Annotated in this window: 24 protein-coding genes; 8 read left to right on the top strand and 16 right to left on the bottom strand. The window is 52.1% G+C overall.

What is annotated here, in order from left to right:
• Positions 1–14 precede the first annotated feature (14 nt).
• The 3 genes from NNL38_RS19965 (at position 15) to NNL38_RS19955 (ending at position 3,476) form a co-directional block, all read left to right on the top strand.
• The gene (locus NNL38_RS19965; protein WP_255392198.1) at positions 15–1,016 is read left to right on the top strand and encodes a Gfo/Idh/MocA family protein; all 1,002 of its coding nucleotides are present in this window, start codon (positions 15–17) and stop codon (positions 1,014–1,016) included.
• A gap of 390 nt (positions 1,017–1,406) precedes the next feature.
• Positions 1,407–2,417: a sensor domain-containing diguanylate cyclase gene (locus NNL38_RS19960; protein WP_255392197.1), complete on the top strand. Its 1,011-nt coding sequence runs from the start codon at positions 1,407–1,409 to the stop codon at positions 2,415–2,417.
• A gap of 525 nt (positions 2,418–2,942) precedes the next feature.
• Positions 2,943–3,476 (top strand): HPP family protein, encoded by a 534-nt coding sequence (locus NNL38_RS19955; protein ID WP_255392196.1) that lies wholly within the window; start codon positions 2,943–2,945, stop codon positions 3,474–3,476.
• A gap of 63 nt (positions 3,477–3,539) precedes the next feature.
• Here NNL38_RS19955 and NNL38_RS19950 read toward each other — a convergent pair whose 3' ends face one another.
• The 3 genes from NNL38_RS19950 to NNL38_RS19940 form a co-directional block, all read right to left on the bottom strand.
• The gene (locus tag NNL38_RS19950; protein WP_255392195.1) at positions 3,540–4,106 is read right to left on the bottom strand and encodes a hypothetical protein; all 567 of its coding nucleotides are present in this window, start codon (positions 4,104–4,106) and stop codon (positions 3,540–3,542) included.
• Between the two features lie 33 nt (positions 4,107–4,139).
• On the bottom strand, positions 4,140–4,685 hold the full coding sequence (locus NNL38_RS19945; protein ID WP_255392194.1) for a hypothetical protein: 546 nt from the start codon (positions 4,683–4,685) through the stop codon (positions 4,140–4,142).
• Between the two features lie 195 nt (positions 4,686–4,880).
• Complete coding sequence (locus NNL38_RS19940; protein WP_255392193.1) at positions 4,881–6,446, bottom strand: methyl-accepting chemotaxis protein; 1,566 nt, start codon at positions 6,444–6,446, stop codon at positions 4,881–4,883.
• A 670-nt stretch (positions 6,447–7,116) separates the two neighbouring features.
• On the opposite strand from NNL38_RS19940, the gene NNL38_RS19935 reads away from it, so the two are divergent.
• The gene (locus NNL38_RS19935; protein ID WP_255392192.1) at positions 7,117–8,703 is read left to right on the top strand and encodes a sensor domain-containing diguanylate cyclase; all 1,587 of its coding nucleotides are present in this window, start codon (positions 7,117–7,119) and stop codon (positions 8,701–8,703) included.
• Positions 8,704–8,876: 173 nt separating this feature from the next.
• Here NNL38_RS19935 and NNL38_RS19930 read toward each other — a convergent pair whose 3' ends face one another.
• From NNL38_RS19930 to NNL38_RS19915, 4 genes are all read right to left on the bottom strand, one after another.
• Complete coding sequence (locus NNL38_RS19930; RefSeq protein ID WP_255392293.1) at positions 8,877–9,923, bottom strand: methionine synthase; 1,047 nt, start codon at positions 9,921–9,923, stop codon at positions 8,877–8,879.
• 30 nt (positions 9,924–9,953) lie between these two features.
• A complete protein-coding gene (locus NNL38_RS19925; protein WP_255392191.1) occupies positions 9,954–10,928 on the bottom strand; it encodes a DUF1852 domain-containing protein in 975 nt (324 codons plus the stop codon).
• 240 nt (positions 10,929–11,168) lie between these two features.
• Complete coding sequence (locus tag NNL38_RS19920; RefSeq protein WP_255392190.1) at positions 11,169–11,612, bottom strand: phosphate-starvation-inducible PsiE family protein; 444 nt, start codon at positions 11,610–11,612, stop codon at positions 11,169–11,171.
• A 27-nt stretch (positions 11,613–11,639) separates the two neighbouring features.
• Positions 11,640–12,581 carry a universal stress protein gene (locus NNL38_RS19915; RefSeq protein WP_255392189.1) on the bottom strand — a complete coding sequence of 314 codons (942 nt, stop codon included), beginning with the start codon at positions 12,579–12,581 and terminating at the stop codon, positions 11,640–11,642.
• Positions 12,582–12,718: 137 nt separating this feature from the next.
• Between NNL38_RS19915 and NNL38_RS19910 the strand changes: the two genes are divergently transcribed.
• Complete coding sequence (locus NNL38_RS19910; RefSeq protein WP_255392188.1) at positions 12,719–13,633, top strand: LysR family transcriptional regulator; 915 nt, start codon at positions 12,719–12,721, stop codon at positions 13,631–13,633.
• 177 nt (positions 13,634–13,810) lie between these two features.
• On the opposite strand, the gene NNL38_RS19905 is transcribed toward NNL38_RS19910, so the two are convergent.
• The 7 genes from NNL38_RS19905 to NNL38_RS19875 form a co-directional block, all read right to left on the bottom strand.
• Positions 13,811–14,155: a hypothetical protein gene (locus NNL38_RS19905; protein WP_255392187.1), complete on the bottom strand. Its 345-nt coding sequence runs from the start codon at positions 14,153–14,155 to the stop codon at positions 13,811–13,813.
• Entirely contained in the window at positions 14,139–14,408 is a 270-nt protein-coding gene (locus tag NNL38_RS19900) for a type II toxin-antitoxin system Phd/YefM family antitoxin (protein ID WP_255392186.1), read from the bottom strand. The genes NNL38_RS19905 and NNL38_RS19900 overlap by 17 nt, the downstream gene beginning before the upstream one ends.
• 358 nt (positions 14,409–14,766) lie before the next feature.
• Positions 14,767–16,575 (bottom strand): M14 family zinc carboxypeptidase, encoded by a 1,809-nt coding sequence (locus tag NNL38_RS19895; RefSeq protein ID WP_255392185.1) that lies wholly within the window; start codon positions 16,573–16,575, stop codon positions 14,767–14,769.
• On the bottom strand, positions 16,572–17,426 hold the full coding sequence (locus NNL38_RS19890; protein WP_255392184.1) for an ABC transporter permease: 855 nt from the start codon (positions 17,424–17,426) through the stop codon (positions 16,572–16,574). The genes NNL38_RS19895 and NNL38_RS19890 overlap by 4 nt, the downstream gene beginning before the upstream one ends.
• A gap of 5 nt (positions 17,427–17,431) precedes the next feature.
• Entirely contained in the window at positions 17,432–18,355 is a 924-nt protein-coding gene (locus NNL38_RS19885; protein WP_255392183.1) for an ABC transporter permease, read from the bottom strand.
• Positions 18,356–18,412: 57 nt separating this feature from the next.
• Positions 18,413–19,942, bottom strand: coding sequence for an ABC transporter substrate-binding protein (locus NNL38_RS19880; protein WP_255392182.1), 1,530 nt, complete (start codon positions 19,940–19,942; stop codon positions 18,413–18,415).
• Entirely contained in the window at positions 19,911–21,815 is a 1,905-nt protein-coding gene (locus NNL38_RS19875) for an ABC transporter ATP-binding protein (protein WP_255392181.1), read from the bottom strand. The genes NNL38_RS19880 and NNL38_RS19875 overlap by 32 nt, the downstream gene beginning before the upstream one ends.
• Positions 21,816–22,082: 267 nt before the next feature.
• On the opposite strand from NNL38_RS19875, the gene NNL38_RS19870 reads away from it, so the two are divergent.
• Together NNL38_RS19870 and NNL38_RS19865 are read left to right on the top strand one after the other, a co-directional pair.
• Complete coding sequence (locus NNL38_RS19870) at positions 22,083–23,000, top strand: LysR family transcriptional regulator (RefSeq protein ID WP_255392180.1); 918 nt, start codon at positions 22,083–22,085, stop codon at positions 22,998–23,000.
• Positions 23,001–23,531: 531 nt separating this feature from the next.
• A complete protein-coding gene (locus NNL38_RS19865) occupies positions 23,532–24,224 on the top strand; it encodes a hypothetical protein (protein WP_255392179.1) in 693 nt (230 codons plus the stop codon).
• Between the two features lie 45 nt (positions 24,225–24,269).
• Here the strand turns inward: NNL38_RS19865 and NNL38_RS19860 are convergent, their stop codons facing one another.
• Positions 24,270–24,800, bottom strand: coding sequence for a hypothetical protein (locus tag NNL38_RS19860; protein WP_255392178.1), 531 nt, complete (start codon positions 24,798–24,800; stop codon positions 24,270–24,272).
• A gap of 114 nt (positions 24,801–24,914) precedes the next feature.
• Between NNL38_RS19860 and NNL38_RS19855 the strand changes: the two genes are divergently transcribed.
• The gene (locus NNL38_RS19855) at positions 24,915–25,211 is read left to right on the top strand and encodes a hypothetical protein (RefSeq protein ID WP_255392177.1); all 297 of its coding nucleotides are present in this window, start codon (positions 24,915–24,917) and stop codon (positions 25,209–25,211) included.
• Positions 25,212–25,437: 226 nt separating this feature from the next.
• Here the strand turns inward: NNL38_RS19855 and NNL38_RS19850 are convergent, their stop codons facing one another.
• Positions 25,438–26,658, bottom strand: coding sequence for an MFS transporter (locus NNL38_RS19850; protein WP_255392176.1), 1,221 nt, complete (start codon positions 26,656–26,658; stop codon positions 25,438–25,440).
• Positions 26,659–26,692: the final 34 nt, after the last annotated feature.

Below are 26,692 nucleotides of genomic sequence, written 5' to 3'. Positions count from 1 at the left end.
AAGGACAAAAAGTTATGAATCAGCCGAAAACATGGGGCATTCTGGGAACCAGTTTTATCTCCGGCGTCATGGCCGAGGCCATCACAGCCGATGGTCAGAGCCAAATCCACGCCATTGCAGGACGCCGTCCGGAGCCACGCCAGGCGCTGGCCGAGCAGTATGATATTCCGGTTCAATACGACAGTTACGAGGCCCTGATTGCCGATGAAGCCGTTGATATTATCTATATTGCCTTGCCGAACCACTTACACCATACGTATGTGATTAAGGCTGCAAGCGCCGGAAAAGCAATTTTGTGCGAAAAATCCTTGGCCGTCGATATGGCGCAAACGGATGCAGCCCTGGAAGCAGTACACCGCCATCAGGTGTTTTTTGCCGAGGGGCTGATGTATTTAAACCATCCACTCGCCGCCCGGATCTGCCAGATCCTCCAGGCTGGTGAGATTGGTGAGATACGCGCGATCCAGGGTCAATACACCGCCGCGATTGCCCAGTTCGTCAATCCGGACAGCAAGGGAGCCCTGTTCAACCTCGGCTGCTACCCCGCTTCCCTCCTCCAGCTGATCCTGCAACAGTGCATAGGAGAGCAGGCGGTAACGGATTACCAAATCAGCGCCACGGGCCGCAAAGGCAGCGATGGGAACCTGTGCGAGTCCATCGCCAACATTCGTTTTGGCAACGGCATCATGGCGCAGCTCCACACGGCGGAAGACTACGGTTTACATGCCTCGTTGACCATCTTAGGCACCACCGGCAGCCTGCAAGTGGTCACGAATCCGTGGTTGCCAACCCAAGTCAACCAACTGCGACTGACCCAATATGAACAAGCCGAAACGCTGATCACAGTCGATGCCGAAGGAGACGGTTTTCTCTATCAGGTCCGCGCTGTCCTGGCCGCCCTGGGCGCCGGAGAAAAGGCGCTGACTCGCCCGGCCGCACGCCCGAAAGACTCTCGTCAGATCATGCAGTTGTTGACCGACTGGGAAGCGGCGGCGCAAGCCAATCCGATGCCGTAACGGGTCAACACATCACAAGGCTTACGCTTGCACGTAAGCCTTTTTGCCAAATCCCATCATTGAACAACATGCGTTTATCGCTCCCCATAACCACCAGTCGTCGCAGTGGCGGGCCTTGAAGCGGTCGACTCTTCATGAAGTTAAACCTTGTATTGATCACGCTTGGGCCGATCAACGGAGACATCTTTAGCCACCCGGCTCGCACGCCAGTAAGCAACCCATTCATACTTCGTAAATTCAAACCAAGGGATGTACTTCAATTCAAACCGCTTACTTCAGCGAAAATGAGAGCAGAAGTCGGTTTTAGAGATAAAATCCATCCTTTAAACAACAAGTTTGATAATATCCACACAATGAAAGTGTGACTTTGCTTCCATTACCAAGGAACGCATGATGAACAACAATAACGACAATTATCTAAAAAACGAGCTTTACCAACTGCTCAATGAAGAAGACGGTATCTTCGAATTTCTCCAGGATGGTTCGTTAGACGGCTTGTGGTACTGGGATTTGGAAAACCCGGAACATGAGTGGATGAACGACAGGTTTTGGACCTTGCTTGGCTACGAGCCCAGTGAAAAAAAGCACTTGGCCTCCGAATGGCAGGATCTGATCTTCCCCGAGGATCTCGAGGCGGCAATGGAAAACTTCCGCAAACACAGCCTGGATCCAACCCATCCGTATGATCAAATCGTCCGCTACAAACACAAGGACGGTTCTACCGTGTGGGTCCGTTGCCGGGGTGTCGCCATCCGTGACAAATCCGGTAAGCCGGTTCGGATGCTAGGCTCGCACAACGATCTGACCGCTTATAAAAAAGTGGAAGAAGAGCTGATGGAGAAAAATCGTGAGCTGGAAAAACTGGCTTGTCGAGATCCGCTGACTGCTCTTTACAATCGCCGCATCTTTCACGAAATGCTAGAAAAAGAGCTGTCTAAAAGTGCACGTTATCAAACACCCTTGTCGATTGCGATTATTGATATCGACAACTTTAAGGCCATCAACGACAACTGGGGACACCAGGAAGGCGATCACGCTCTGTGTACTGTCAGCAAAACCTTAAGCGATACGGCACGGCACAGCGATGTCGTTGCCCGTCTTGCCGGCGATGAGTTCATTATTCTGATGTATCAAACGGGCGAGGCGGACAGTAAAGCGGCGGGCGAACGTTACCGGGCCAGTGTTGAACACGGCAAAGTCACGGTGAGTATCGGTCTGACAACGTTTGTCGCCCCGGCGGAGCTGGAAAGAACCAGTATCCATGAGCTTTCCAAGTGCCTGATCGCCCAAGCCGATAAAGCGCTTTATCAGGCCAAGGCCAACGGACGGAACTGTGCGTACCATTTCGCTGACTGCGACGAAAACATCCTTGTCCCCCCTCTGGCGCCTGAGCAACCATAGGGCGGCCATGAAACCGCAAGAGTCAATCAAGCCAGCCCGATGATTCAATCCGGGCTGCAAGTTCCACACAGTCCCGCTTGATACAGCGAGCTCATGCCCCCCGCCGGCTAAAAAGAAACATGCTGCTTCAGATAATCGAGCAGCTCGGCCGCTCGAGTACTCAGGAACTGGCGCCGATACCACACCGCATAAACATTCCGTTTTTCCCCACGCCAATCCGGCAACACCTGAATCAGCTGCTGATCACGCACTCTCCCGAACGTATTCAGAGCAGGCAATAAATGGAAGGCATTTGACCCCCTCCTTTGAGGCACGGAAAACAACCCGCTGTAGCAATTCAGCGGCGGCACCACGAGGTAACCAGTCCCATCGACCATGATCTTTCACATACACGAGCTTTCATGAATTAGTTATTGCCTCAACGTGTACAGATCTGTATCATAATTTTACAGATGGTACAGATCTGTACACATCATTCATCAGACAGGCCGATCTATCGCCTGTTTTTCATGAGGAGATACGAAGATGCAAAAGCTACGAGGCGGAGGCGCGTTGCCACCAAAACCCAAAATGATTCACATGATGAAGGGACTCGTCGGCGGGTTTCTGGGGATTCTGACTCTCAGCTACCTGGGTCAGTCAACCGGGATGCCCTGGCTGATGGCCCCTTTCGGCGCAACGTGCGTGATTCTGTTCGCCGCACCGGCATCACCGCTCGCCCAACCCCGAAATGTCATCGTCGGCCATTTAATTACCTCGGCTGTCGGGCTTGTCGCCTTATACGGATTGGGCGACTCAATCGTGGTCATGTCTCTGGCTGTCGGCGTGGCGATTATGCTGATGCAATTCTTCCGCGCCGTACACCCGCCAGCCGGAGCCAACCCGCTGGTAATTATACTGGCAGGACAAGGGGTGGTCGGTTTTGACTATCTGATCACACCGGTGCTGGTTGGCAGTATCACTTTGGTATTGATTGCTTCGGTGATCAATAACTACGGTGAGGAAGGAAATTGGCCTGTATATTGGCACGGCCTTGGCCGTCAGAAAGATAGCGCCTAACGCCTTGGCGTCCCTTCCCTCATATTCAAAATGCTGACATGAGTGGAAGGGCGTCGTTCCCATTTACTGCCAGCTCATCACTCCGTCGTACTCGGTGCAGTTCAGCACCGCGGCTTCAGCATCGACCAGGTAGACCTGCTGTTTTTCCGACGTCGGGTAAGTTAAATACTCCGAACATTTCGCACTTTGCCCATTTCCGACCACAACTTTAGTCCCAGGTTTTAATGTACAGCGAACCAGTTTATCCAGCGGTGACCACTGGTAGCAGATTTCATAATCCGCGCGATAGGAAGCAATTTTTCCATTCGGTTGATGGAATGCCCACCACTTGCCAAACTGGCTGTTCGGGTTGGTACTGTTCCAGGCCCGGAACAGCACCACCTCTGCATCCGGCTTACTCTGATAGACCTGTCCCTGGCAGAGCTTGCCCTGTTCAGGCTCACCCAGTGCACTCTGAAGCAGATCCGGATCCTGCGTGGCTTCGAAATGAGGTGCCAAGCCCTGAGGCAACGCCACGCTTCCTTGACACAGCTGTGAAGCATCCGCCAGTAGCGGTTCTTGCGATGTCGTCAAACTGCTGCAGCCACTCAACATCATCACACTTAAACTGAATCCCAACTTTTTCATCATCCATTCCTTTTCTGTTTTGATGTTAGCCATTCACTATGCTGACTGTTGCCGGTAATGGTCTACCGCAAAACTAAACATGACTTTCATCATGAAAAAAATGCTGATCACGAGAAACCACCCGGGCAAAGCCAGACTCAAAATCAGTAACAGTCCGACACACAACAAGCTTGCTGCAATAAACACCTGCAAGGAATACCCGAACAAGCGATTGACGAGCAGTGCGCAGGCAATGGTGTAGAGCCATATCCAACATGCAGCCAGCATTGGAGCCGATAACAGCCAGGCAATCACCAGTAAGTGAACATGGATCGCAATAAAGAGCAGGCGTCCTTTCGGCCGTTGGGCGTAATACTGATTCGTGCCCCGGGTGAAATTGGCAAGGCACCCCGCCAGCACATCCGCAATCAAAATAAGCCCGAAAGCAGTGCGCCAGGTATGTGCTGTACCGGGGAAGTCAAAGTGGAAGTAAATCAGCGATGTGCCGACGACCGCAAATAACGCAGTAAACACGACTTCAATCACCGATTGCTTTTCACCAAAAACCTCGTGCAGCGCCTTCGGAACAAGGAAATTGTTCATTTAAACTCCATCATCAAATCCGTCTGCGAAAAGACTAGCAGCAATCAAGCGCATATCATGTTATCCCGACAACCAGAATGCGATATCAGCCCCATAAATAAATTGTTGATTATTTTTTACATTCAAAGAAAAAGCCCCTGACACAGGTCAGGGGCTTTCGGCTCACGCATTATCGAATCAAGAACTGAATGTACTTCAGAGCGACACCTTAAAGGAGCCGACATGGCGATCCAGTGCTTTGGCTAAGTCATCCAGATGCTGCGATGTTTGCTCCAGCTTATGACTAGCGTCCAATCCGGCTTGGACCGAGTTGTTCACAGTGTCCATATTCTGATTGATTTCATTGGCGACGCTGGACTGCTCTTCGGTTGCCGTCGCGACCTGGGTATTCATATCCAGAATCATCCGGACCTGCTGCGTAATCGCTTCCAGAGCCGCAAAAGCCTGCTCCGTCGCTTCGCTTCCGGCAGCCGTCAGCGCCTTACTACTGTCCATCGCACTGACCGCTTTTCCGGCTTCCAGTTGCAGCTGGTCGATCATGGTTTGGATTTCATCGGTCGACGCCGCCGTTTTGGTCGCCAGGTTCCGAACTTCATCGGCAACCACCGAGAAACCGCGGCCGGCTTCTCCGGCCCGCGCCGCCTCAATGGCCGCATTCAGCGCCAGTAAGTTGGTCTGCTCGGAAATGCCGCGGATCACCTCCAGAATTGAGCCAATCGACTGGGTCCGTTGTGCCAGATCCGTCACGACCCCGGACATCTGCTCCATTTCTCCCGCCAGATCGGTCATGGTATTCGTCGCACTCTGCAGGGTTGTGCGACCGGCCTCAGTTTCATCATTGGCATTACCCGCCGACTCTGCCGCACCCGCAGCATTCTGGGAAATTTCATTAATGGTGGCTATCATTTCATTCATTGAAGTCACCACCAGCAGCGTTTGCTCGCTTTGATCCTGCCCACGCGACAGCGCCTGCGCCGATTGGTGACGCAGCTCAGCCGCAGACTGACCGAGATCCTGACCGGTTTTCACCACCTGGCTGACAATACCGTCAATTTTGGCGACAAAGATATTGAACGACTCGGAAATTTGCGCGATTTCATCATTACCGTTCACCGGCAGCCTCACCGTCAGATCGCCGTCCCCACGGGAAATATCAACCAGGGCATGCTGCAACCCAACCAGCGGCTTGAACAACCGGCCCAGCACCCACACCAGCACAACCGCACACAATAGGAAAATTGCAACAATAGCCGCGAGCTGCGCCACAACGATCTCTTCCGCTGCATCGCTCACTTCGGTGATCGGGATCCCGACATCAAAAGAGCCATATAGCGCGCCGTTAACATACACCGGGGTCATAATGTCATACACCCACACCTGCTGAACATCGGCATACCATTTCAGGTGTTGTGCTTTCCCACTCCCGGCACCGGCAACGGTATAACTGTCGTCATACACTTTATTCAGCTTCTGCGCATCACTGTGGGCAATCGCCTGAATGTTCTTATCAATCACCACCGCATAGCTAATATCTCCTCGCTGCTTCAGCGATTGAACCAGCGCCTGAAGATCAGCCTGGGGTTGCGCGGATGTCTCCAGCACATATTCCACATGTTTGGCCAGCAATTCAGCCTGAGCCTGAGAGCGCTTGAGGATGATGTTGTCGATTTCATGGTGGGAGATATAGGAGGTCGAAGTAATACTGGCGATTGCGGCTATCGCAAACATCGCACTGACAACAAGTAAGATAATTTTTTTCACTGTGAATAACCTTATAGCCACGCTGAGACGCGTTGTGTTTTTTTCTTGATTCAAACCATTCCCGGTCACACGAAACATTGTAGGAACGTGAACGGCCGGAATCAGGTCGGCATCTGTTACGAGAAAGTTGGTCAGACGACTGGTCCGATAACTGATGGAAAGCTCATCATAAAGCCGTTACAAATATGCAACAACCCACTCAGTGTGGGGTTTATCCCATTTCTTATACGCAGACAGTATCTTTTATCGGCCGAATAGCCAGAAGTTTAAACCTGATCAGTAAATCATGCAGGTCGATTCAAATGATCGCCGGATTGATCAACCTCACCCTGATGGGGCTCAATCTCAGAGACGGGCTTCGCCTTACCAGGGTTGACACAACCTCAGGTCGCCCTCACCAGCGAAGGGAAAAAACGAGTCACAACACTGGTGTTTGATCTGCCGGGTCGGTCTGAACTGTGTCAACTCGCTTTCTGTGGCAGCTCAAATGTGCGCATATCCGGAGAACAGCTTGATGCCACCAGGATCAGTGTTCAAAAAACGAATAAAACATACAGCTTAGTTGTTTACTTTGTCACTTACCTGCTTGCATCAGGATCAGCGCTCGATTAGATTGACCCGGTAATTTCCCGCTTGTCTTTATCATGACCGAACAGGGTTTTAATCTTTTATGGTGCCGTCCTCTACACTGAAAGTTGATCTCCGTAAACTAATTCTGCTGCTGACGATTGTGAGTGTCTTGATCACACTGACCAATACGCTCTACTCCATCTATAAGGTCCAGCGTGATCTACTGATCAACAAAACGATGGAGTCGAATCAGGTTTACGCACGAAAGATGGCGGAAACGACAGATACCTTTATTGAATCCGCCCAGGAACAACTGGCCTTCAGCGCTCAGCGACTGGGGGCGTATATGGCGGACGAATCGCAACTGATGGCTGAGACCGATCGACTGCGGCGACAAACCAAAACCTTTAACTCTGTGGTGGTAATTAATGCTGAGGGAACAATCGTTGCGGTGTCACCGGAGACCCTGCAAGTCAAAGGTGTCCGCCTGACCTCAGAAAACTCAATGCAGTCTTTACAGGCCAAGCGGCCTCTGGTGACCGATCCCTTTATCTCACCGGCCGGTAACTACCTCATCAGTATTTCCCACCCTATTTTTTCTGCGCAGGGAAAATACCTGGGTTACATCTCCGGAAGCATCTACCTTGAAAAGAAAAATATCTTATCCGATATTCTAGGCAAACACAGTTATCAGGACGGCTCTTACCTGTATGTAGTTGATCGTAATAAGACTCTGATTTATCACCCGGATCCATCCAGGATCGGTCAGGTGATTGAGAACAACAACGCCATCAACTACGTGCTCTCCGGTAACCAGGGTTCCATGAACATGGTGAACTCTTTGGGCATCGACATGTTAGCCGGGTTCTCGCCGGTAGAGCAAACCGGCTGGGGAGTTGTCGCCCAGCGACCAAAAATAAAGACACTCTCGGAGCTGAATGAGCAGATGGTGGCGGTTTTTGTCACGACCATCCCGGTCGGGCTCCTGACCCTGGCCGGGATCTGGATATCGGCCGCCTTCATTTCCAGGCCGCTGTGGCAGTTAGCCCGGGAAGTCAAAACCCTGGAGCATGATGACACCGTTGAGCAAATCCAGAGGATTCGCTCCTGGTACTTTGAAACCGCACAGCTGAAAGCTGCCATCACTAAATGCCTGGGTATGATGACGAGCAAAATCAGTCAATTGGATACCGACAGCCATACGGACCCGATGACCTGCCTGCTCAACCGACGCGGGATGCTGAAAGCTTTAGATGCGTTCAGTGACACCCGCCAAGGCTTTTCTGTCATCGCCATAGATATTGACCGGTTCAAACAGGTCAACGATACCTATGGCCATGATGTGGGGGACAGAGTAATCGTCACTGTAGCGGATTTAATGCAGGCACATGCCAGGACAGAGGACATTCTCTGTCGATCCGGCGGCGAAGAGTTTCTCATCTTCCTGACCGATACCAGCCTTGAACACACATTCGATATTGCCGAGCGCTTGCGGGAAACCATCTCAGCACATGATATTTCTCCTGTCGGCAAGATCACCGTTTCCATCGGACTCGCGCACTGTTCGGGGGATCCCGACCATGTCCACGAAACCATCAAGCAGGCAGACTACGCCCTGTATGAAGCCAAATCCAACGGCCGCAACTGTACGGTACGCTACAATGAGAAACTACCGACCGAGAGTTAAACCGCGCCCCGTCTGCAAGCCTCATCTGTAATAGACTGGCATACCAGTCATCAGGGAATATGAGCGGGGAACCACAACATTCCCCGCCTATCCCTCCGGTCCCCTTCAGCCGGAGGCGGGACCATGCTCAACAGTGAACACCCTGTGTTCACGGCCTCGGGAACTATCACTCATCAAGTGATCGGCTGGCACTCGGCCGAGAGTTCTCTTCGCACGATTTCTGCGCCAGCACTTAAGGCATTCAGCTTACCTCTTGCAACTTCACGAGGCAAAGGCGCCATCCCACAGTTGGTACAAGGATAAAGCTTCTCAGCATCAACAAACTGAAGTGCTTTTCGTAGGGTATCAGCGACTTCCTCAGGCGTTTCAATGGTATTGGTTGCCACATCTATGGCTCCGACCATTACTTTTTTACCGCGAATGAGTTCAAGGAGCTCGACTGGCACACGAGCGTTGTGACATTCAAGGGAGATAATATCGATATTCGATTGTTGCAACTTGGGGAAAACTGCTTCGTATTGTCGCCATTCAGAGCCCAGTGTCTTTTTCCAATCGGTATTGGCTTTGATGCCATAGCCATAACAGATATGGACAGCCGTTTCACAATTCAGGCCTTCAATGGCTCTTTCTAAACACGCAATTCCCCAGTCATTGACCTCGTCAAAAAACACATTAAATGCAGGCTCATCAAACTGAATAATATCAACACCCGCAGCCTCTAGTTCTTTGGCTTCTTGGTTGAGGATTTTGGCAAATTCCCAAGCTAGTTTTTCACGGCTTTGATAATAGTCATCATAAAGCGTGTCGATCATTGTCATGGGGCCTGGCAGGGCCCATTTAATCGGTTGCTTGGTTTGCTGGCGTAAAAACCTGGCATCTTCCACAAACACCGGCTGTTGGCGAGAAACAGCACCAACGACCGTCGGGACACTCGCATCATAGCGGTCACGGATTTTAACGGTCTTCCGGTTCTCAAAATCAACGCCGCTCAGGTGCTCAATAAAGGTCGTTACAAAATGTTGGCGTGTTTGCTCGCCATCACTGACAATATCAATCCCGGCAAGTTGTTGCTCTTGTAATGACACACGTAGCGCATCTTGTTTTCCGGCAATGAGTTCCTCACCTTGCAATTTCCAAGGTGACCAAAGGACCTCGGGTTGTGCAAGCCAAGACGGTTTCGGCAAACTGCCTGACGTTGAAGTCGGTAATAGTTTTTTCATCATAAAGCCTTTTTATATACTCGTTATTGATTAGGCGTAATGCGCAGACCATTGCTCCAGTACAGACTGGTATGGCTTGATGAAGTGCTGCTCCGCAAACTTTCCCTGTTCAATCGCTAACTGACTACGCTCTTCCCGGTCATAAACAATTTGCGTTAATGAATGATCCAGATTCTTCAAATTTGGTTGATAACACTTTCCTGCAACCGCATTCGCATTATAAATCTCAGGCCGATAAATTTTTTGGAATGTTTCCATCGTACTGATGGTGCTAATAAGCTCAAGATTGGTGTAGTCATTGAGTAAATCACCGAAGAAATAAAACGCTAACGGTGCAACACTGTTTGGCGGCATAAAATAGCGCACCTGCAACCCCATTTTTTTGAAATACTGCTCAGTCAAAGACGATTCATTTGGCTGATATTCAACACCTAAAACGGGATGCTGATTTTCTGTTCGATGATAGGTCTTGCTATCGGAAACGCTAAGGCAAATCACCGGTGGCTTCTTAAAGTTTTGCTGATAAGCGGTCGAATTGACAAAGTACTTAAACAGCTTGCCATGCAGATCGCCAAAGTTATCCGGGATGCTAAATTGAGGCTGATCTTTATTGTGGTCCAACAGGACAATGCTAAAGTCATAGTCTCGCACATAAGAGGAAAAATTATTCCCGACAATGCCTTCAATGCGTTCGTTAGTTTTGTAATCAACAATATTGGTTTTCAATACTTCAATCGATGGGAAAGCCTGACCGCTACCTTCAATATCCATATCAACCGATATAATTTCAAGTTCGATAGAATAACGGTCGCCTTTAGGATTATCCCAGTTCGCCAGAGCATTAAAACGATTGTCAATCATCTTTAAGGCGTTGCGCAAATTCGCTTGACGACTTTCCCCTCTGGCCAAATTCGCAAAGTTGGTCGTAATCCGTGTGTTATCTGAGGGATGATAGTTTTCATCGAGACGAATGCTCTTAATCGTAAATGTAAAGTCTTTATTCATCGTGATCCGGTATCCAATTGTTCGAGATAAAACCTGAATTTATCTCTTGAGCTTTCCGTACTTTCTAATTTTATTTTGTGACTTTTCCAGTCTTTTTTGATTGGTGTCAAATCACCTAACTAAGATTCGATTTTAATGTTATCCAGCGTTATAAACAGAGTGTTTTTACTTCATATAGAACATGAGAAACATTCATAATTAATCATGAGCACCAGCCATCAAACTTGCATAAATACACAATCACTCATCCAGATGGCTTTGCCGCGGTAGCTGATGGATGAGCCAGTAACCCACGCTCATACTGAGCGCCACTGCTGAAATCGCAAACAGGTACATCACATCCATCTCCTCCACATCAATAATGATCACCTTCCGGGCAATCGCCATCAGCGCTGTTGCCATCACGATTTTGACATGAATGACATTTTCCCGGAGGTAAATCGTAATATTGATGAAAATTTCAATCGCTATCAGCACCGCCATAAAGGCCCCAAACGTGGCCAGCATGTCAGAGATGGTCAGGATATAAATAGGCGGGGTGATCATCCGCTGATACAGGATCCAGGCAACATCCAGCACCCCCATGACGATCACAAAGACCATAAGAATAGACAGCGTGCGTACGGACCAATGGATCACCCTCTCCAGTCGCTTGGAGAGCTTGTCATCATTATCTATCTTCATAACGCCTCCCGCGGCAGCACAACAAGCTTATTTCCGACTCAGCACCGGCGAGTGAAACGCATCCGGCTTGAGTGTCATCACCGAGCAACGCAATTGATCCAGCATCGACTCAGCAGTATTGCCGATCAGAAATCCTGCAATACCAGTCCGGGACAACGAGCCCATAATCACCATATCAAGCGCCTGCTGCTCGACAAACTGAGGAATCACCGCCCTGGCCTCTCCCTCCAGCAACATAATTTGTTGCTTCACCGGCGTGTGTGCGTATGGGGCAAGCAATGATTTGAGCCGAGCGGCGCGGTCGTCACGCATTTGTTTCGCCACCAGTGCCACATCCAAATGGTTATAGCCGCTCCACTTGCGTAAAAACCCTTCCGTATCCAGGCGCCAGGCATGCAGCAGGATCAGCTCAGCCCCGGTGAGCGCACAGAACTCCAGTGAGAGTGACACGACTTTCTCATTAAATGCGGTTTGATCCTGGCTGGCGACATCCACGGCCACTCCAACCCGGCGAATCGCCATCGGCTCCATGCTGCTCGACCAAATCGGCAGCGCCGACTTGCGCATTAAATGCCGTGTCGTACTGCCTTGCTGGCAGGCTTCGGCTTTATTCTGGCGGTGGGTATCAATCACAATCAAACTGGCCTGAACCTCGTGCGCCGCTTTGATGATTTCAATAAACGGCACCCCGACCCGGATCAGCGTTGAAAATTTAACTTCCGGATAACTCGAGCGGAAAGACTGCACATGCTGCTTTAACGACTCGTGATAGTACTGCGTCGCTTTATCCAGCAAGCCCAGCGTGGTTCCGGTGTATTGAGACAACTCCTGGAATTTCTCCAGCTCATCAACCACGGTAAGCAAAGTCACCTGCGCAGAGTGTGCATTGGCAAATTGCAGCACTTCCTGAAATGACTTCTCCAGTTGTTGCTCAGGGGCAATTGGAAGCAATAAATGACGAAAGCTCATAGGACCTCCCTCTCAATCAGACAACGTGAATCTCTGTTTCACGGGAGATCATGAACGAAGCAAAACATAAATTATAATTAAATAAACACATGGAAAGCATAGATGAACTTCTATAAAAGAAGTTTTAAGGAGCAACCATGCCCCAACACCTGAGAAACCGACTGAACAATATCAGGCCATTACGTGTGTTCAGCCAGGTTTATGAGCTGGGCTCCATCACCCTGGCAGCCGAAGCGCTCAACCTGACCCAGCCAACGGTTTCGATCCAGCTGCGCCAGCTGGCCGAGCTCATCGACACCCCGCTATATCAACTCCGGGGGAAGAAACTCATTTTCACGGAAGCAGGCCATCTGATGGCCCGGTATTGCCAAACGATCATGGCGGCAACCGATACACTGGAATCAGAGCTTGCTAATCTCATGGCCCTGAAGGCAGGCACTTTGCGAGTCGCGGTGGTCACTTCCGCGAAATATTTTATTCCCCACCTTCTGGGGGAGTTTTGCCACCAATACCCCTTAATTGATGTGGTGCTGAAAGTCGGCAACCGGGATAAAATACTGGGGCGTTACCAACAAGGATTGGATGACATCTACCTGTTTAGCCACCTTGAGCCTGACATGATTGATTCGGCGGTGCGTTTTCTCCCCAACCGACTCTACCCCGTCGCGCATAAAGAGCACCCACTGGCCGGTAAGAAAGCAATATCAATCAAAGAGTTCCTTGATTATCCGATTCTGGCTCGGGAACAAGGGTCCGGTACCCGCTTTGCCATCGAAAAGCATCTAGCCGGCCTCCAGTTACCCTTCCGGCCTAAGCTGGTCATCGAGAGTAACGAAGCCATCAAACACTGTGTGCTGGCCGACATGGGAGTCGCGATATTGTCTGAATATGCCCTGCATTACGAACCAAATGAAAATATCACCTTTTTACCGGTCGACCATTTTCCCATCAAAACGTACTGGCACATTGTCAAGTCGCCACTAAAACTGCAGACCCCTTTGAGCACGGCTTTTATCCAGCACCTGGCTGACCAAGCCAACAGCCAGCAATGATATGTCAATCTTCCTGCCGGGAAGCCACAATAGCATTGCATCATCCGGCGTGATCGCACTAAGTGTTTTCGTCCTGAGCATCTGATTCTATTAAGAAATAGTGGTAATTCATCAAAAGATACGTCATGTATCCATACACCGTACAATTGATAACCAAAACAGGTATAGTTCAGTTTTTTATCGGTAGAGCAGACAGTACTCAACCAGATGCTCGCGAATATCCATATTGGTCCGCAATAATATTTCACCGGTAATACGGATCTGGCCAGATGACTTATCGATGCTATAGAGCAGGCGGAATTTGCCATAAATTGCTTCGCGATATAAGTAAATTCCAAACTTCGCGAGATCAGAGCACACTTTAAACCGTTCAGGATGCGTCGATACCGCATCCTCGAACCAATGAATCAGTTGCTCTACATCTTCTATCACCGCCGCTTCCTCACGAAAGTCTGCCAAATGATCGATCACTTGCTCAGCGGTGTGATAAAAGGTTTCCGTGAAGTTAACGGTTACCGTCATCAGATTGCGCCTTTTGTTTACGGGCAGCCAGACGGCTCTTCAGCGAATCCGAGGACATCACGCGGCCCTGGGTCTTGTCCTCTTGAGAGAACGCCAGCAGCTTCATCATCGCAATGCTATTATCTCGCCGCTGCCGCGCTTCATAAGACTCAATCACATAAGCAGGCTTACCGTTCTGCGTAATAACCATCGGCTCATCCAAATCCAGTTTGGCCGCATGTGTTTTCAAATAACTCACGGTTTGAATATTCATGACAGTATCCTTTTGGGTAGGGCCCCTCAGGAAAAGCAAAAAATTCCTGCGAGGTGATAACCTAAAGATGCTTTATCGCATCATGGAAGGGTGGCATTGGTTACCGTGACAGTATGGCGGACAAGGTAGAACCAGTCAATATTCAGACTATATTTGGTCTGAAGCTAGTCATCACCACCAGCGCCCACTCAGGATCGAATGCAATGACACTCTGGATCGAACGCGATGAATAGTGAAGCCACAACGGCGAGGAATACTTCCGCCAATACAGACACTTAATCCAGTTTGACCGCACAACCAAAAACAGCAGCACCGAAGTACTGCTGTTGTTCAGTCATTCAATCGCTTCAGAAACACCTCAGCACTCCGGCTGAGATAACCGCTGATGGATCTGATAGGCCGCCAGTACAGTGGCGCTCTGCACGTCATGCCCGGCAATGAAATCCGCACCGTAGATCGTTTCATCCGGGTATTCGGTGATGATTTGCAGCGGGACATCATATTCGCCAACAGCGGAAATCAGGCACGGAAAGTCATTGATGATCCGAAATCCGGTTTCTCCGGCATGTTGCTGATACAGCGATGTCTGAAACCGGTTGAGCGCCAGCACCTCTGACAGATGACCCAGCGCCAGCGTCAGCTCGTGGATAAAACGCTCGGCATAATCTGTCCACTCAGGGGTGTCCCGATGGCGGACGATTAAGAAGAAACCTTTCGGGATGGTCCACATCTCAAAACCGGCCGGGACATACCCGGACAGAGGCCGCGTCCATTCATGCGACGGATAACCGTGCAGGTTCAGGTGCAGCCCGGCACCACTGTGCTCAACGGCCCGGCGTCGAATGGCCTTTTCATACAACGCCTCCCCGGTGCGATATTCGAGATCATCCCCCAGCGCCGTATAACGGGCGGCATGATGCATGTGATGCGGATTATCCTGGATCAGCGCCTGATGCAGCGCATAACCGTCGGGATTCTCCAGCGGCGAAATCACGAAATGCGCATCTGCTTGTTGCGCCAACACTGTCGCCGCGCGCAAAGCGCCCACCACCCCGGTGGTTTCATTGGCATGCTGACCCCCACTGATCATCACCGCCTTGTCCGCACCCGGATGATACTTCGCCCGTACCGTCCTGCCGGAGTAGGCACTCGCTTCGATGACCTGGCCCGGAATGTCAGCCAGAGCCTGCTCAACCAATGCTACCGGCAAAGGCGCACCGATTGTGTCCAACGCCAGCGTCGGCGCGTCACATTCTGCGTCACGCGCATACCCCGCATCATGGTGCCCCAGCCGGATCTCAATCGCATAATCCGGCCCTTCCGCAGCATCGATCAGCGGAATGATTTGTCCGGGTTGGCTGTTCCGAGCATTCAGGTCTTTGCCTTCGCGGAACTTAAACCACTCCTGGACCGAAAAATACAGATCCTCATGCAGCGCTTCTTTCAGGCTGATCACTTCATGCCCGTAACCCATCGGCTCATCGCAAGCAGGGACAGCCACATGAATTTCGAGCTGCTCGAAGTAAGGACCCTGTGCCGGCCAGCCATGGTTCTGGATCTGCGTCATCACCGTGGTAAACGCCTTTTCATAGTCGGTAACGAAATGCTCATCGCGGATCAGACTCCCCGCGCGATCATCAACCCGCAGCCAGCCTGTCGGGGACAGGTAAGTCGTCTCGCAAGCAGACACATGGACATGGTTAGGCGCAAACACCTGAAAGCGACGTACCTCACCCGACACCAAATGTGCAGTCACGGTGTAATACTCCTGCTGCCCACCAACCGGGGTAAACGTCAGGTTATCGCAGCGGATCAGCGCCGCCAGCGGGTACGCTTCCAACAGGAACCGCTTGGGTTCGGCGTGCTCGCGGACCGGATAGGTGATCTCAACCGCTTCCAGCGAATCGGCCGATTCACTTGGCGCGGTCGGCTCAAGCAGCCCGTCTTGCAGCACATCTTCGAGGAAAAAATGCAGCAGCGGCTTATAGGCGCTGCGGATCCGTGCTTGAACCCCAATCGCTCGCAGCGACGCTTCCGCTGCCCGGCGTGACGCGCGATCACTAAATACCCAGGCCTCGACCGTGCAACCGTGATAGCGGGTATCCCGCAGTTGCTCGACAAGGGCCACCAGCGAGGATGAAATAGTGGTCGTAAAAATCTGGCTCATCGTGATGTTCTCCCGGTCGGGTCCAGGCTATCGCGAAGCCAATCCCCGAGCAGGTTCAGCCCCAGCACCGTGAGCAAAATCGCCAGTCCCGGGAACACACTCACCCACCACGCCGTCTGGATATAGGTCCGGCCATCGGCCAGCATCCCGCCCCAGCTCGGGGTCAGCGGGTCGACGCCCAGGCCCAGAAACGTCAGGCTACTTTCCAGCAGAATGTTGTTCGCCACGTTGAGCGTCATCAGCACAATCACCGGGCCGATCAGGTTCGGCAGCAGATGACGGAACAGGATACTGAAATGACTGACCCCAATCGCTTTGGCCGACTGGATGAACTCCCGATCCCGCAAGGACAACACCGAGCCGCGCACCAGGCGGGCATATTGCACCCACTGCGACACAATCAGCAAAATAATCATGTTGGTCAGGCCGCCGCCGACAATGGCAATGAAGGTGATCGCCAGCAGAATAAACGGCATCGCCAGTTGGATATCCGCGCAGCGCATCACAATGACATCCCAGAACCCGCGATAGTAACCGGACACTAATCCCATGATGACGCCGAAAATCACCGCCCCCAGCACCGACAAAAAGCCAACCTGAAGCGACACCGTGCCCCCGGCCACAACGCGGGCCAGTACATCCCGGCCTAGCGGATCAGTACCGAAGAAATGCCCGGCATCGGTGAAGGGCGCAATCAGCCGGGCCGATAAGTTAATCTGACTCGCGGCATCCTGAAAAATCACATCCGACAGCAACACCAGCAGAATAATGCCGCCCGTCAGCGTGGCACCGAGGATAAACTCCAGGTTTTTCAGCCCGGGAAATCGTGTAGAAGAGATTGCAGTAGACATCGGCCTTACTCCGTTCTGATGCGTGGATCAATGAGGCCGTAAGCAATATCGACCAGAAGGTTTACCCCGACGATGAGCATCGACAGCACGGTGATCACCGCCTGCAATACCGGGTAATCCCGCGACCCGACCGCTTCAAAGGCCAGTGTGCCGAGCCCCGGCCAGTTGAAGACTTTTTCAATCACCACAATCCCGCCGAGCAGGCCGCCGAATTGCAGGCCGAAATAGGTGATCAACGGGATCGCACAGTTGCGCAGCGCATGCTTGTAGAGCACCGCCGTTTCGCTGACGCCCTTGGCGCGGGCCACCATGATGTACTGAGATTGCAGGGTTTCCAGCATCGCCGTTCTGACCAGCCGCACATTGGTGGCGGTGAGAATAATCGCCATGGTCAACGACGGCATCACAAAGCTGGCGAAACCGTCCATGCCGCTTGGCGGCAGCCATTGCAGGGTGATGGAAAACACCAGCACCATCATCAGCGCCAGCCAGAAGTTCGGGAACGACAAGCCAATCAGCGAGCAGATCCGAATCAGCTGATCGGCCCATTTGCCGCGCGCCGTCGCCGCTTTGATCCCAAGCGGAATCGATATCGCTATCGACACCAGCATCACCGAGATCGCCAGCATAAAAGTGGCCGGCAGAGACATCCCGATGAGCTGTGACACCGGCGTGCCCCCCATAAAGCTGTTGCCAAAATCGCCGACAAACAGCCCGGTGATAAACTCGCCATACTGGGTCAGAAACGGTTTATTGAGCCCCAGCGCCTCACGGATCAGCGCCAGATCGGCTTCGGTAATACTGCCTGCGCCCTGCGTCAGCATCAGCGCCGGATCGCCCGTCATCCGGATCGCGTAGGCGACCACCAGGGTGATCGCAAACAGCACGAACACCGCCTGCAACAAGCGTTTTAATATAAAGTTGGTCATGAGAATTCCTTGAAACGGCAATCCGTGCCCTTCAACTCTGAAGGGCACGCGTCCGGTTTAGTCGACGGTGACGTCCGTAAAACGCAATCGGCTGTCCGGCACCGGGGTGAAGTTGTTGACCCGGTTCGACACGCCGTAAATGGCGTTGAGGCTGTACAGCGGCATTTCCAGCGCACGATTGGCGGTATAGCGGGCAATCGACTGCAGGATGGCTTCCCGTTGCTCGGGATCCAGCAGGGTGCGCTGCGATTCAAGCTGTTGGTCGAGCTCGGGATCGCTGTCATACGGGTTCCACTTCTCGCCGGTGTGATACATGAAGTACGCCGTATTGTCGTAATCTAAGGTCCAGCCGCCCCAGGACTGCTGGAACATCGCCCCGGTTTTCCCCGCCGGGATAATATCGTTCAGCAGCACATTGGTTTCATACGGCTTGATGGTGGCATTCAGACCGATGATTTGCAGGTAGCTGGCCACCGCCTGCGCCACTTCGTTAAAGGTCGCGTTGTTGCCTCGGATATCAATCTGCACCTTGGTGCCGGGTTTCACCCCCGCCTGTTTCAGCAGCTGCATCGCTTTGGACGGGTCGTACGGCAGCGGCTTCATTGCCGGATCATTGCCGAACGAAATCGAGCTCTGGAAGCTGGCGATCTGCTCCGCCTGGCCGCCAAGGATCGAGTCGATAATCGCCTTGCGATCCACCCCGTAGATCATTGCTTTGCGCACCCGCTCATCTTTGGTGATCCCGCTTTTCGAGTTAAAGCGCAGCGCATAGACCGTCGGGCTGGGTGTGGTCACCACCGACAGTTTCGGGTTGGCCTCAATGGTCGGGATCATCGCAATCGGAATGGTCGGCGGGATCACCAGATCCACCCGTCCGGCCTGCAGCTCGGCCACTGCAGTCGACGGCTCGGAAATAAAGCGATAGTTCAGCTCCGAGATGTTCGGTGCGCTGCCCCAGTGATTGTCATACGCTTTGAGTTCAATGCCGACTTTCGGCTCATAGTTCACAAACTGAAACGGCCCGGTGCCGACAGGATGGGTATTGAAATACTGCTCACCTTTCTCGGCAATATATTTCGGCGGCACAATCATCGCGCCGTAGCCCGCCAGCTTGGTCAGCAGCACCGGATCAGGTTTATTGAGGAAGAAATCCACCGTGAACTCATCAACGATGTCCACCCGCTCAATCGCGGTATAGTTCGAGCGTTGCGGGCCTTTTTTCCCTTCCTCGCCCAGCAGGCGCTCAATGGTAAACTTCACCGCGTTGGCGTTAAAAGGTTCGCCGTTATGGAAAGTCACGTTCTGGCGCAGTGTAAAGCGGATCCGCCGCCCGTCATCGAGCTGCTCCCAGCCAGTTGCCAGACCCGGCTGGAGTTTCAGATCCGGACCACGATAGGTCAGGCCGTCATAAATATTGGTGGCGACCGAGGCCCAGTTGACCAGAAAGGTGTCCACCGGATCCCAGCTGCCCGGGTCCTGCGGCGACGCGACCGTCAGCGTTCCGCCCGACATCGCCAAAGAAGAAAAAGTCAGTCCGGCCGTGAGCGACAGGGTCTTAAGCCAGGGTTGAGGGTTGTGCTTCATCATTGAAATATTCTCCGTCAAAAGTAGGTTGGAGTGCCCCTTCCTGTGGGGCTTGTGCGACCAAGTGGCCGGGGGCGACTTCGAGATAAGCCAGGGTGCTCGGCTCATCGCCGACTGCCCGAACCGGGCTGGGAATGTCTCCGGTCAAACGAACGCTGGTGCGGACATGGTTCGGGTCCGCCACGGGCACCGCACTCAGCAAGCGTTGGGTATACGGGTGTTGCGGCGTCTCCAGAATTTGTCGGCGCGAGCCGATTTCTGCGATTTGTCCCAGATAGAGCACCGCGACCCGGTGACTCATTTTTTCCACCACCGCCATATCGTGGCTGATAAACAGGTACGCAATGCCGTACTCCGCCTGCAGCGCCATAAACAGGTTGATGATTTGCGCCTGAATGGAGACATCGAGCGCAGACAGTGCTTCATCGGCAATGATTAATTTCGGGTTCGAGGCCAAGGCCCGGGCAATACAGATCCGCTGGCGCTGGCCGCCGGAAAACTCATGGGGATAGCGCGAGGCGTGTTCGGGACTCAGCCCGACCCGTTCCAGCAGCTCGGCCACCCGCCGGCGAATGTTCTGCTCGCCCTGAATCAGGCGGTGGGTTTTGATCGGCTCGGCAATGGAGAAGCCGATGGTTTTTCTCGGATCCAGCGAGGCATACGGATCCTGAAAGATATACTGAATTTCCTGTTTCAACCGGCGCTGCTCGGCCTTACTCCGCGCCGTTAACGGCTGACCTTCAAAGCTGATGGTGCCGCTGGTTGCCGCCTGCAATTGCTGAATAGTGCGGCCGATGGTGGATTTGCCGGAGCCGGACTCCCCGACCAGCGCCAGAGTTTCACCGGGGTAGATATCAAAATTCACCTGCTCGACCGCATGAATGCGATGGGTGACCCGGCCCCAGAAGCCTTTGCGGGCATCAAAACGGGTCACCAGATCACGGACACTGAGCAGCGGCGGCTGATTGTAATCGGCGGTGTCCTGTACCTGCTCTTCGCCGACCACGGTCGGCATCCCGCTTTCCATCACGGTGACCGGGAAACGCTTGGGCAAAGGCTCGCCCGCCATGCTCCCGAGGCGAGGCACCGAAGCCAGCAGCGCCTGGGTATACGGATGCTGCGGCCGGGCGAAAATGTCCTGCACCGTGCCCTGCTCCACTTTCTTGCCTTGCCACATCACCACCACGTCATCGGCAATTTCAGCCACCACGCCCATGTCGTGAGTGATGAAAATCACTGCCATATTCAGCTCTTTTTGCAAATCCGCCATAATCGCCAGGATCTGGGCCTGAATGGTCACATCGAGCGCGGTGGTCGGCTCATCGGCAATCAGGATCTTCGGCTTGCATGCCAACGCCATTGCAATCATCACCCGCTGGCGCATCCCGCCCGACAGCTGGTGCGGATAACGACTAAGCATCTCCTTGGCATCCGGCAAACGTACCATTTCAAGTAAGTGCTGACTTTCAGCCATCGCTTCGGATTTTGAGATATTTTCATGCAGCAGCAAGGCTTCACAGAGCTGATCGCCGATGGTAAACACCGGGTTGAGCGAGGTCATCGGCTCCTGGAAAATCATCGCAATCTCTTTGCCCCTTACCTGCCGCATCTGGGGCTGGGTCAGCGACAACAAATCGACCGGTTGCGCTGCCCCGCGATACTGGATCCGACCGGAAACATACCGGGCACCGCTCATATCGGCCAACCGCATGATCGACTGCGACGTCACCGATTTCCCGGAGCCGGATTCACCGACAATCGCCAGGGTCCGGCCAGGCGCGACGGAAAAGCTCAGGTCCTCAATCACTTGATTTGGGCCAAAGGCCACCGATAAGTTTTCAACGGAAAGAATTTGAGATGTAGACGGATCGGTCACGTGTTCATCCTTGTGCTGACAGTACATTGGGCTGCGAGTTGGCTCCTTCACACTTCCATGCATGACAGGAAACCACGGCTAAAACTCAGGGAGGCGGTGCCTTCTGAGCATTGTGTAACTAAGTCCATCATGTAAACTAAATGTAATATCATCCACTTATATTCAGGCATGGTCGATAAACAAATGTTATGGATGAACATTTGGGATGAATAAGCACTTGTTGTGAATAAACACTTGTTACGGCCAAGCACTTGTTATGGACAACCCATGAAGTTTCGACAGATTGAAGCCTTTCGCTACATCATGTTACGCGGAACCACCGCTGCCGCCGCTGCGGAAATGCATGTCACCCAACCCGCGGTCAGCCGACTCATCAGTGATCTGGAGCACTCGCTCGGTTTCTTGCTGTTTGAACGGCGCAAGGGACGCCTGCACCCGACCCACGAAGCAGCCGAGTTTTTCCGCTCGGTGGAAGAGAGTTTTTTAGGACTGGAAAAGCTGCAATCGGTAGCGGCCCATATCCGGACCCGGGCACCGAAAGAGCTGAAAATTGCCAGCACCTCGGCAATTGCAAGTACCCTGCTCCCGCTGGCGCTCAGCGAGCACAAGAAATATTTTCCAAACGAGCGGATCGTGGTGCACACCGACGGCATGGCGGAAATCGTGATGAAGCTGCAAACCAACTCGGTCGATCTGGCCGTGGGGCTGCAACTGCCGCAATTAAGCGGCATTGAGCAGGAATTTATCGGCAATGCGCGCTTTGTTTTCGCCGCCCGGCATGACCATCCCCTGACCCGAAAAAGCGTCATTACGGCAGAAGATCTGATCGGTGAGTCGGTGCTCACTGTCCTCGATTCCAACCCGACCTACTGGAGCAAACTGAGCCAGGCGCTGGAGCCGGTTGAAACCAAGGTCAGCAAGCAGCTGTTTATCGATACCTCACACACCGGCTATTCGATGATCGCCGCCGGGCTGGCCGTCGGCGTCCTGGAGCCCTTCGCCGCCCGGGTATGGGCCGCCAACGGCGTCGTCACCCGCCCATTTGAACCGGCGATTTACTACCCCTATAACCTCGCCTACCCGACCAACACCCGGCATCATAAATCGCTCCACAGCTTTACCGAGTCGATCAAAAACGCCGCCAAATCCATGCCGGAAATTTTTGAAGAGGAACTTCAGGAATGAGGGAGAGTCATTGGATGAGCGGTGGCAGAAAGCAACCTGAACGGCGTATCGGCATTGCGTCAAGGCCTTTCAACTGTGAACTGAGTCGCCGCTCATGCATTGACCCCCTTCATGCCTTCCGGGGTATAGCGCTCCCCCATCACCGGTAGGCGTTCGGTCGCGGCTTCAAGTTTTTGTGTTCCCGCCCTGCGCAGATGAATTTCGCAACACTCGCTTAACTTACCGGTGGTGAAGCTGCCATCTCTCAACTCATCATCGCAGCGACTCTCTCAAAATTAAAACAATACAATCAAAGCATTGACATCCACTCTGACAATTTCGTCTCTACTTTCTTCGTAATACCTTCCTTTCAGAATAACCATAAGCCATTGTTTGTAAAAGTATAATAATAATCCTCAGCATCTTTCCTATACCTTTTTTCCAATTGAACTCACGAATAGCATATGAACTTTAGTTGCTATTTAGAAAGACGAGTGCTTTAATAATCTCAATCAAGTTCAATTGTTTCAATATGAAACTGGAGAGAAAAAGATGGAACTGAACAAAAAATCACTCATTTCTCTGACTGAGGACAACTCCGTTGTATACGAAATTCTTGATTATATTTATCAAGAAAGAGTCGTTAACCGGGCAGAGACAAATGTGTCCAGACTGGTAACTCAATTGAACCGCTACAATGGTTCCGATATGAGTCGACGCCAAATCATCTCAGCGTTCAGGCAGATGGAGGAATGTGGTGCTGGCCGGCTGATAAAAGGAGCACACGGACATCCGACCCGCTTTTCATGGGCTGACATTGGAATGATTCAAATTGCTAATATTGCCTTAGCGTACGATGAAGACATCGTTGAATTGTTCCCGTCAGTTGAGGTAAATCATGAAACCTATGTTCATACTCTGCAACTTAGGCATGGTTACGATTTTGAAATCGAACTGCCAACAGACCTGACAGCTGATGAAGCGGAGCGCATTGCATCTGTTATACAGGGACTTTGCATTGAGCTAGACCGAGATAACCTGCGAAAAGTCCGGGTCTATGACTTGCCGCTGAGGAAGGGCTTTGATTATGAGCTTGAATTACCTCTAGACCTGACTTGGATGGAATCTATCCGATTGAGTGATTTCATTCGGACCCTTCCGATTGATTCAGGGCCTGAAGAAGAGTTGGAAGAATTAGCAAGGTTTGAATGTGACCTGGATGAACTCGATGATGATGAGTTCTAAATAACCCTATAGGGAAGCACCCCCTCAAGGGGTTGCTTCTTGTCGTTAGCCATCAACTGAAATAGGAATATCAAGCGTATCAAATTCCAGCGATTCCCCCTGCTCTTCAGCATATTCGTCAAGCAGGTGATCGTTACGATTAAAAAAATCTAGTAAATATGGATAAGCGTATGCATGAACTGCAGCATACCGCTCCCCTCTGCGACGCTGAACCTCCATCACCGGTTTCAATCCTAGGCTATCGGTAACTTTTCTCAGGCCACCAATTCTTGATGAGATATTCCTTGTATTATCCAGGTCGGTCATTAGCATCAGCTCATCAAATGAAATTGATGTCACCTTCTCTTCCTGCACACCATCACGGAGGATCAGATAGGCCAGAAATATCGTCGGCATATTGACCTTTTCCATCGCCTCAATGTACCGGGATTCATCCGGCTGGTTCAGTTCCAGTGAGATATTTTTACCATCCACCATAGAGCTGATAACTCTCTCACTCAGACTGCCATACCCACCTTCCCGCAGGAATCTGGCAATTTCCTCCGGCGTTCCCGACAGTTTAATATCTAGTTCCATAGCCCAGTTTCATATTGTGACATATAAGATAGATAAGAAGATAACATATGGATTTTATCTCATAAACCATGCATATTAACGTTTATCGCATGTTTATAAAGAGTAGAAAAAACAATGGATAAGCAGCAGGCTAAAGAACTCATTGCGGAAATTGGCAGGGAACAAGGCTATCATGTGTATGAAGATAACACGCAGCTTCAAATCTATTTCGAACGAGATAAACACGGAGTTGCCTTTAAAATTGTTGACTCAACACATGAAAGAGCCCGGCAAGAAAACTGGCTCCAGGTTCATCAATGGGAGTGTGATGACTTCGGGGCAGCCCTACATTCTTTGAGAAGCCTCAGCGATGTTGTGGCATTTTGTCAGACGCTTGTGACATTTTCGCAAATCAAAGCCAGAAGACTCTAATCAGACATACGATTTCCGGATCAGCCGCTTATAATCATTCACCCGGCACAAACTGCTCGTAAGTTAATCGCGAGCAGTGTCATGTCAGGAGAGGGCAACCTACGAATTGATAAGAGTGACCCGATAATCAAGGCTGTTACTCGATTCCATCAACAAACATGAAGATCTAACTGATGACAGTCCCTTCGACTGGCAGGCTGCAAACTTCAGGTGCTTTCCTTTTATGTCACATGTCCGCTGTCCCATCCGAACCTGATGCCATTTGTTGATCACTCGGCGCAGTCGCCGGGGCGGCAATGAGAACAATCAGGAACGCTCCCATCGCTGTTGCTGTGGCTGCGATAAAAAAGATCTGTGAGAGCTCGGCCAACGTCAGGATGAAAGCGCCGATCATGGCACCCAGACCAATCGAGAGATTAAAGATCGCCACGTAAATCGCAGAGGCCGGCAAAGCATCCACACCCGCTTCTTTGAGAATCCAGGTCTGGAAGCTCACCATCACAACGGCGATTGCCCCACCCCACAGGATCAGCATTAGCACCGTCCCCGAAAGCCCGAGCATATTTGCCGACGAGGACAACAGCCACAGCGCGCCCGAAGCGACAGAAAGCGAGACCATGAGTACCTGTTTGAGCCTGCGATCGATAAGGCCGCCGGTCACAATATTCGCGACCAGCCCGGCACCACCAAACGCGAGCAGCAACGGCGCGATGAATGAAGGCTTGATCGCGCTTTGTACATGAAGGTAAGGCTCGATATAGGTGAACGCCATGAAATGCGCGGTGATCGCCAGCACCGCCGCAGCGAAAATGCGTAAGAAACGTGAGTTCGACAACACCCGGCCCATATCGGAAAAACCGACACTTTGACTCCCGGGCAGCTTCGGCAGCGTCATGCCACAGATGAGCGCCACCGCGAAAGACAATGCGGAAACCGCGGCAAAAGCAGTGCGCCACCCTTCGCCGGTACCAATCAGACTCGCCAGCGGCACTCCCAGCACACTGGCAGCCGAAACGCCTCCGAAGATAATCGACGTCGCCAGGCCAACCCGATGAGGCGGGACTAACTGGGTACTCACAATACCAATGGAGACCCAAAACGCACCATGGGAAAGCGCGCCAATCACCCGTGCGCCCATCAACTCAGGAAAAGACCCGGCCATCGCGGCAGCACCACTGGACACCGCCAAGATCAACATCAGGGCAGTCAACAACGGTCGCCGCGGCGCCCGGGACAACACCATCGCCGAGAACAATGCCGCAGCGGCCGCGATCCAGGCATAGAGCGTCACGATCAGCCCCGCTTGTGAGGTGGATATCCCGAGATCATCGCCGATGCCGGAAAGCAACCCGATCGGTGCCAGTTCAGAAGTCACAATGGTGAAGCTGCCAATGCCGAGTGCCGTCACGGCAACCCAGTTCCGCCAGCTCGTCTTTTGAGCAGCCATCTCAGATGCCGGTTGCCCCGCATGGCTCGCGGAA

Origin of the sequence: Photobacterium atrarenae (assembly GCF_024380015.1) — a bacterium.
Classification (GTDB): Bacteria; Pseudomonadota; Gammaproteobacteria; order Enterobacterales; family Vibrionaceae; genus Photobacterium; species Photobacterium atrarenae.
The sequence above is the reverse complement of the archived record's forward strand: the minus strand, read 5'-3'. Positions and strand labels throughout refer to the sequence as shown.

Bases quoted from the DNA above. Each gene is read 5' to 3' on its own strand.
- NNL38_RS19850 (WP_255392176.1), bottom strand. From the start codon at position 26,658: ATGGCTGCTCAAAAGACGAGCTGGCGGAACTGGGTTGCCGTGACGGCA.
- NNL38_RS19965 (WP_255392198.1), top strand. From the start codon at position 15: ATGAATCAGCCGAAAACATGGGGCATTCTGGGAACCAGTTTTATCTCC.
- NNL38_RS19935 (WP_255392192.1), top strand. From the start codon at position 7,117: ATGGTGCCGTCCTCTACACTGAAAGTTGATCTCCGTAAACTAATTCTG.
- NNL38_RS19895 (WP_255392185.1), bottom strand. From the start codon at position 16,575: ATGAGCCAGATTTTTACGACCACTATTTCATCCTCGCTGGTGGCCCTT.
- NNL38_RS19925 (WP_255392191.1), bottom strand. From the start codon at position 10,928: ATGAATAAAGACTTTACATTTACGATTAAGAGCATTCGTCTCGATGAA.
- NNL38_RS19890 (WP_255392184.1), bottom strand. From the start codon at position 17,426: ATGTCTACTGCAATCTCTTCTACACGATTTCCCGGGCTGAAAAACCTG.
- NNL38_RS19930 (WP_255392293.1), bottom strand. From the start codon at position 9,923: ATGAAAAAACTATTACCGACTTCAACGTCAGGCAGTTTGCCGAAACCG.
- NNL38_RS19870 (WP_255392180.1), top strand. From the start codon at position 22,083: ATGAAGTTTCGACAGATTGAAGCCTTTCGCTACATCATGTTACGCGGA.
- NNL38_RS19900 (WP_255392186.1), bottom strand. From the start codon at position 14,408: ATGAATATTCAAACCGTGAGTTATTTGAAAACACATGCGGCCAAACTG.
- NNL38_RS19855 (WP_255392177.1), top strand. From the start codon at position 24,915: ATGGATAAGCAGCAGGCTAAAGAACTCATTGCGGAAATTGGCAGGGAA.
- NNL38_RS19920 (WP_255392190.1), bottom strand. From the start codon at position 11,612: ATGAAGATAGATAATGATGACAAGCTCTCCAAGCGACTGGAGAGGGTG.
- NNL38_RS19955 (WP_255392196.1), top strand. From the start codon at position 2,943: ATGCAAAAGCTACGAGGCGGAGGCGCGTTGCCACCAAAACCCAAAATG.
- NNL38_RS19860 (WP_255392178.1), bottom strand. From the start codon at position 24,800: ATGGAACTAGATATTAAACTGTCGGGAACGCCGGAGGAAATTGCCAGA.
- NNL38_RS19945 (WP_255392194.1), bottom strand. From the start codon at position 4,685: ATGAACAATTTCCTTGTTCCGAAGGCGCTGCACGAGGTTTTTGGTGAA.
- NNL38_RS19915 (WP_255392189.1), bottom strand. From the start codon at position 12,581: ATGAGCTTTCGTCATTTATTGCTTCCAATTGCCCCTGAGCAACAACTG.
- NNL38_RS19910 (WP_255392188.1), top strand. From the start codon at position 12,719: ATGCCCCAACACCTGAGAAACCGACTGAACAATATCAGGCCATTACGT.
- NNL38_RS19950 (WP_255392195.1), bottom strand. From the start codon at position 4,106: ATGATGAAAAAGTTGGGATTCAGTTTAAGTGTGATGATGTTGAGTGGC.
- NNL38_RS19885 (WP_255392183.1), bottom strand. From the start codon at position 18,355: ATGACCAACTTTATATTAAAACGCTTGTTGCAGGCGGTGTTCGTGCTG.
- NNL38_RS19865 (WP_255392179.1), top strand. From the start codon at position 23,532: ATGGAACTGAACAAAAAATCACTCATTTCTCTGACTGAGGACAACTCC.
- NNL38_RS19960 (WP_255392197.1), top strand. From the start codon at position 1,407: ATGATGAACAACAATAACGACAATTATCTAAAAAACGAGCTTTACCAA.
- NNL38_RS19880 (WP_255392182.1), bottom strand. From the start codon at position 19,942: ATGATGAAGCACAACCCTCAACCCTGGCTTAAGACCCTGTCGCTCACG.
- NNL38_RS19905 (WP_255392187.1), bottom strand. From the start codon at position 14,155: ATGACGGTAACCGTTAACTTCACGGAAACCTTTTATCACACCGCTGAG.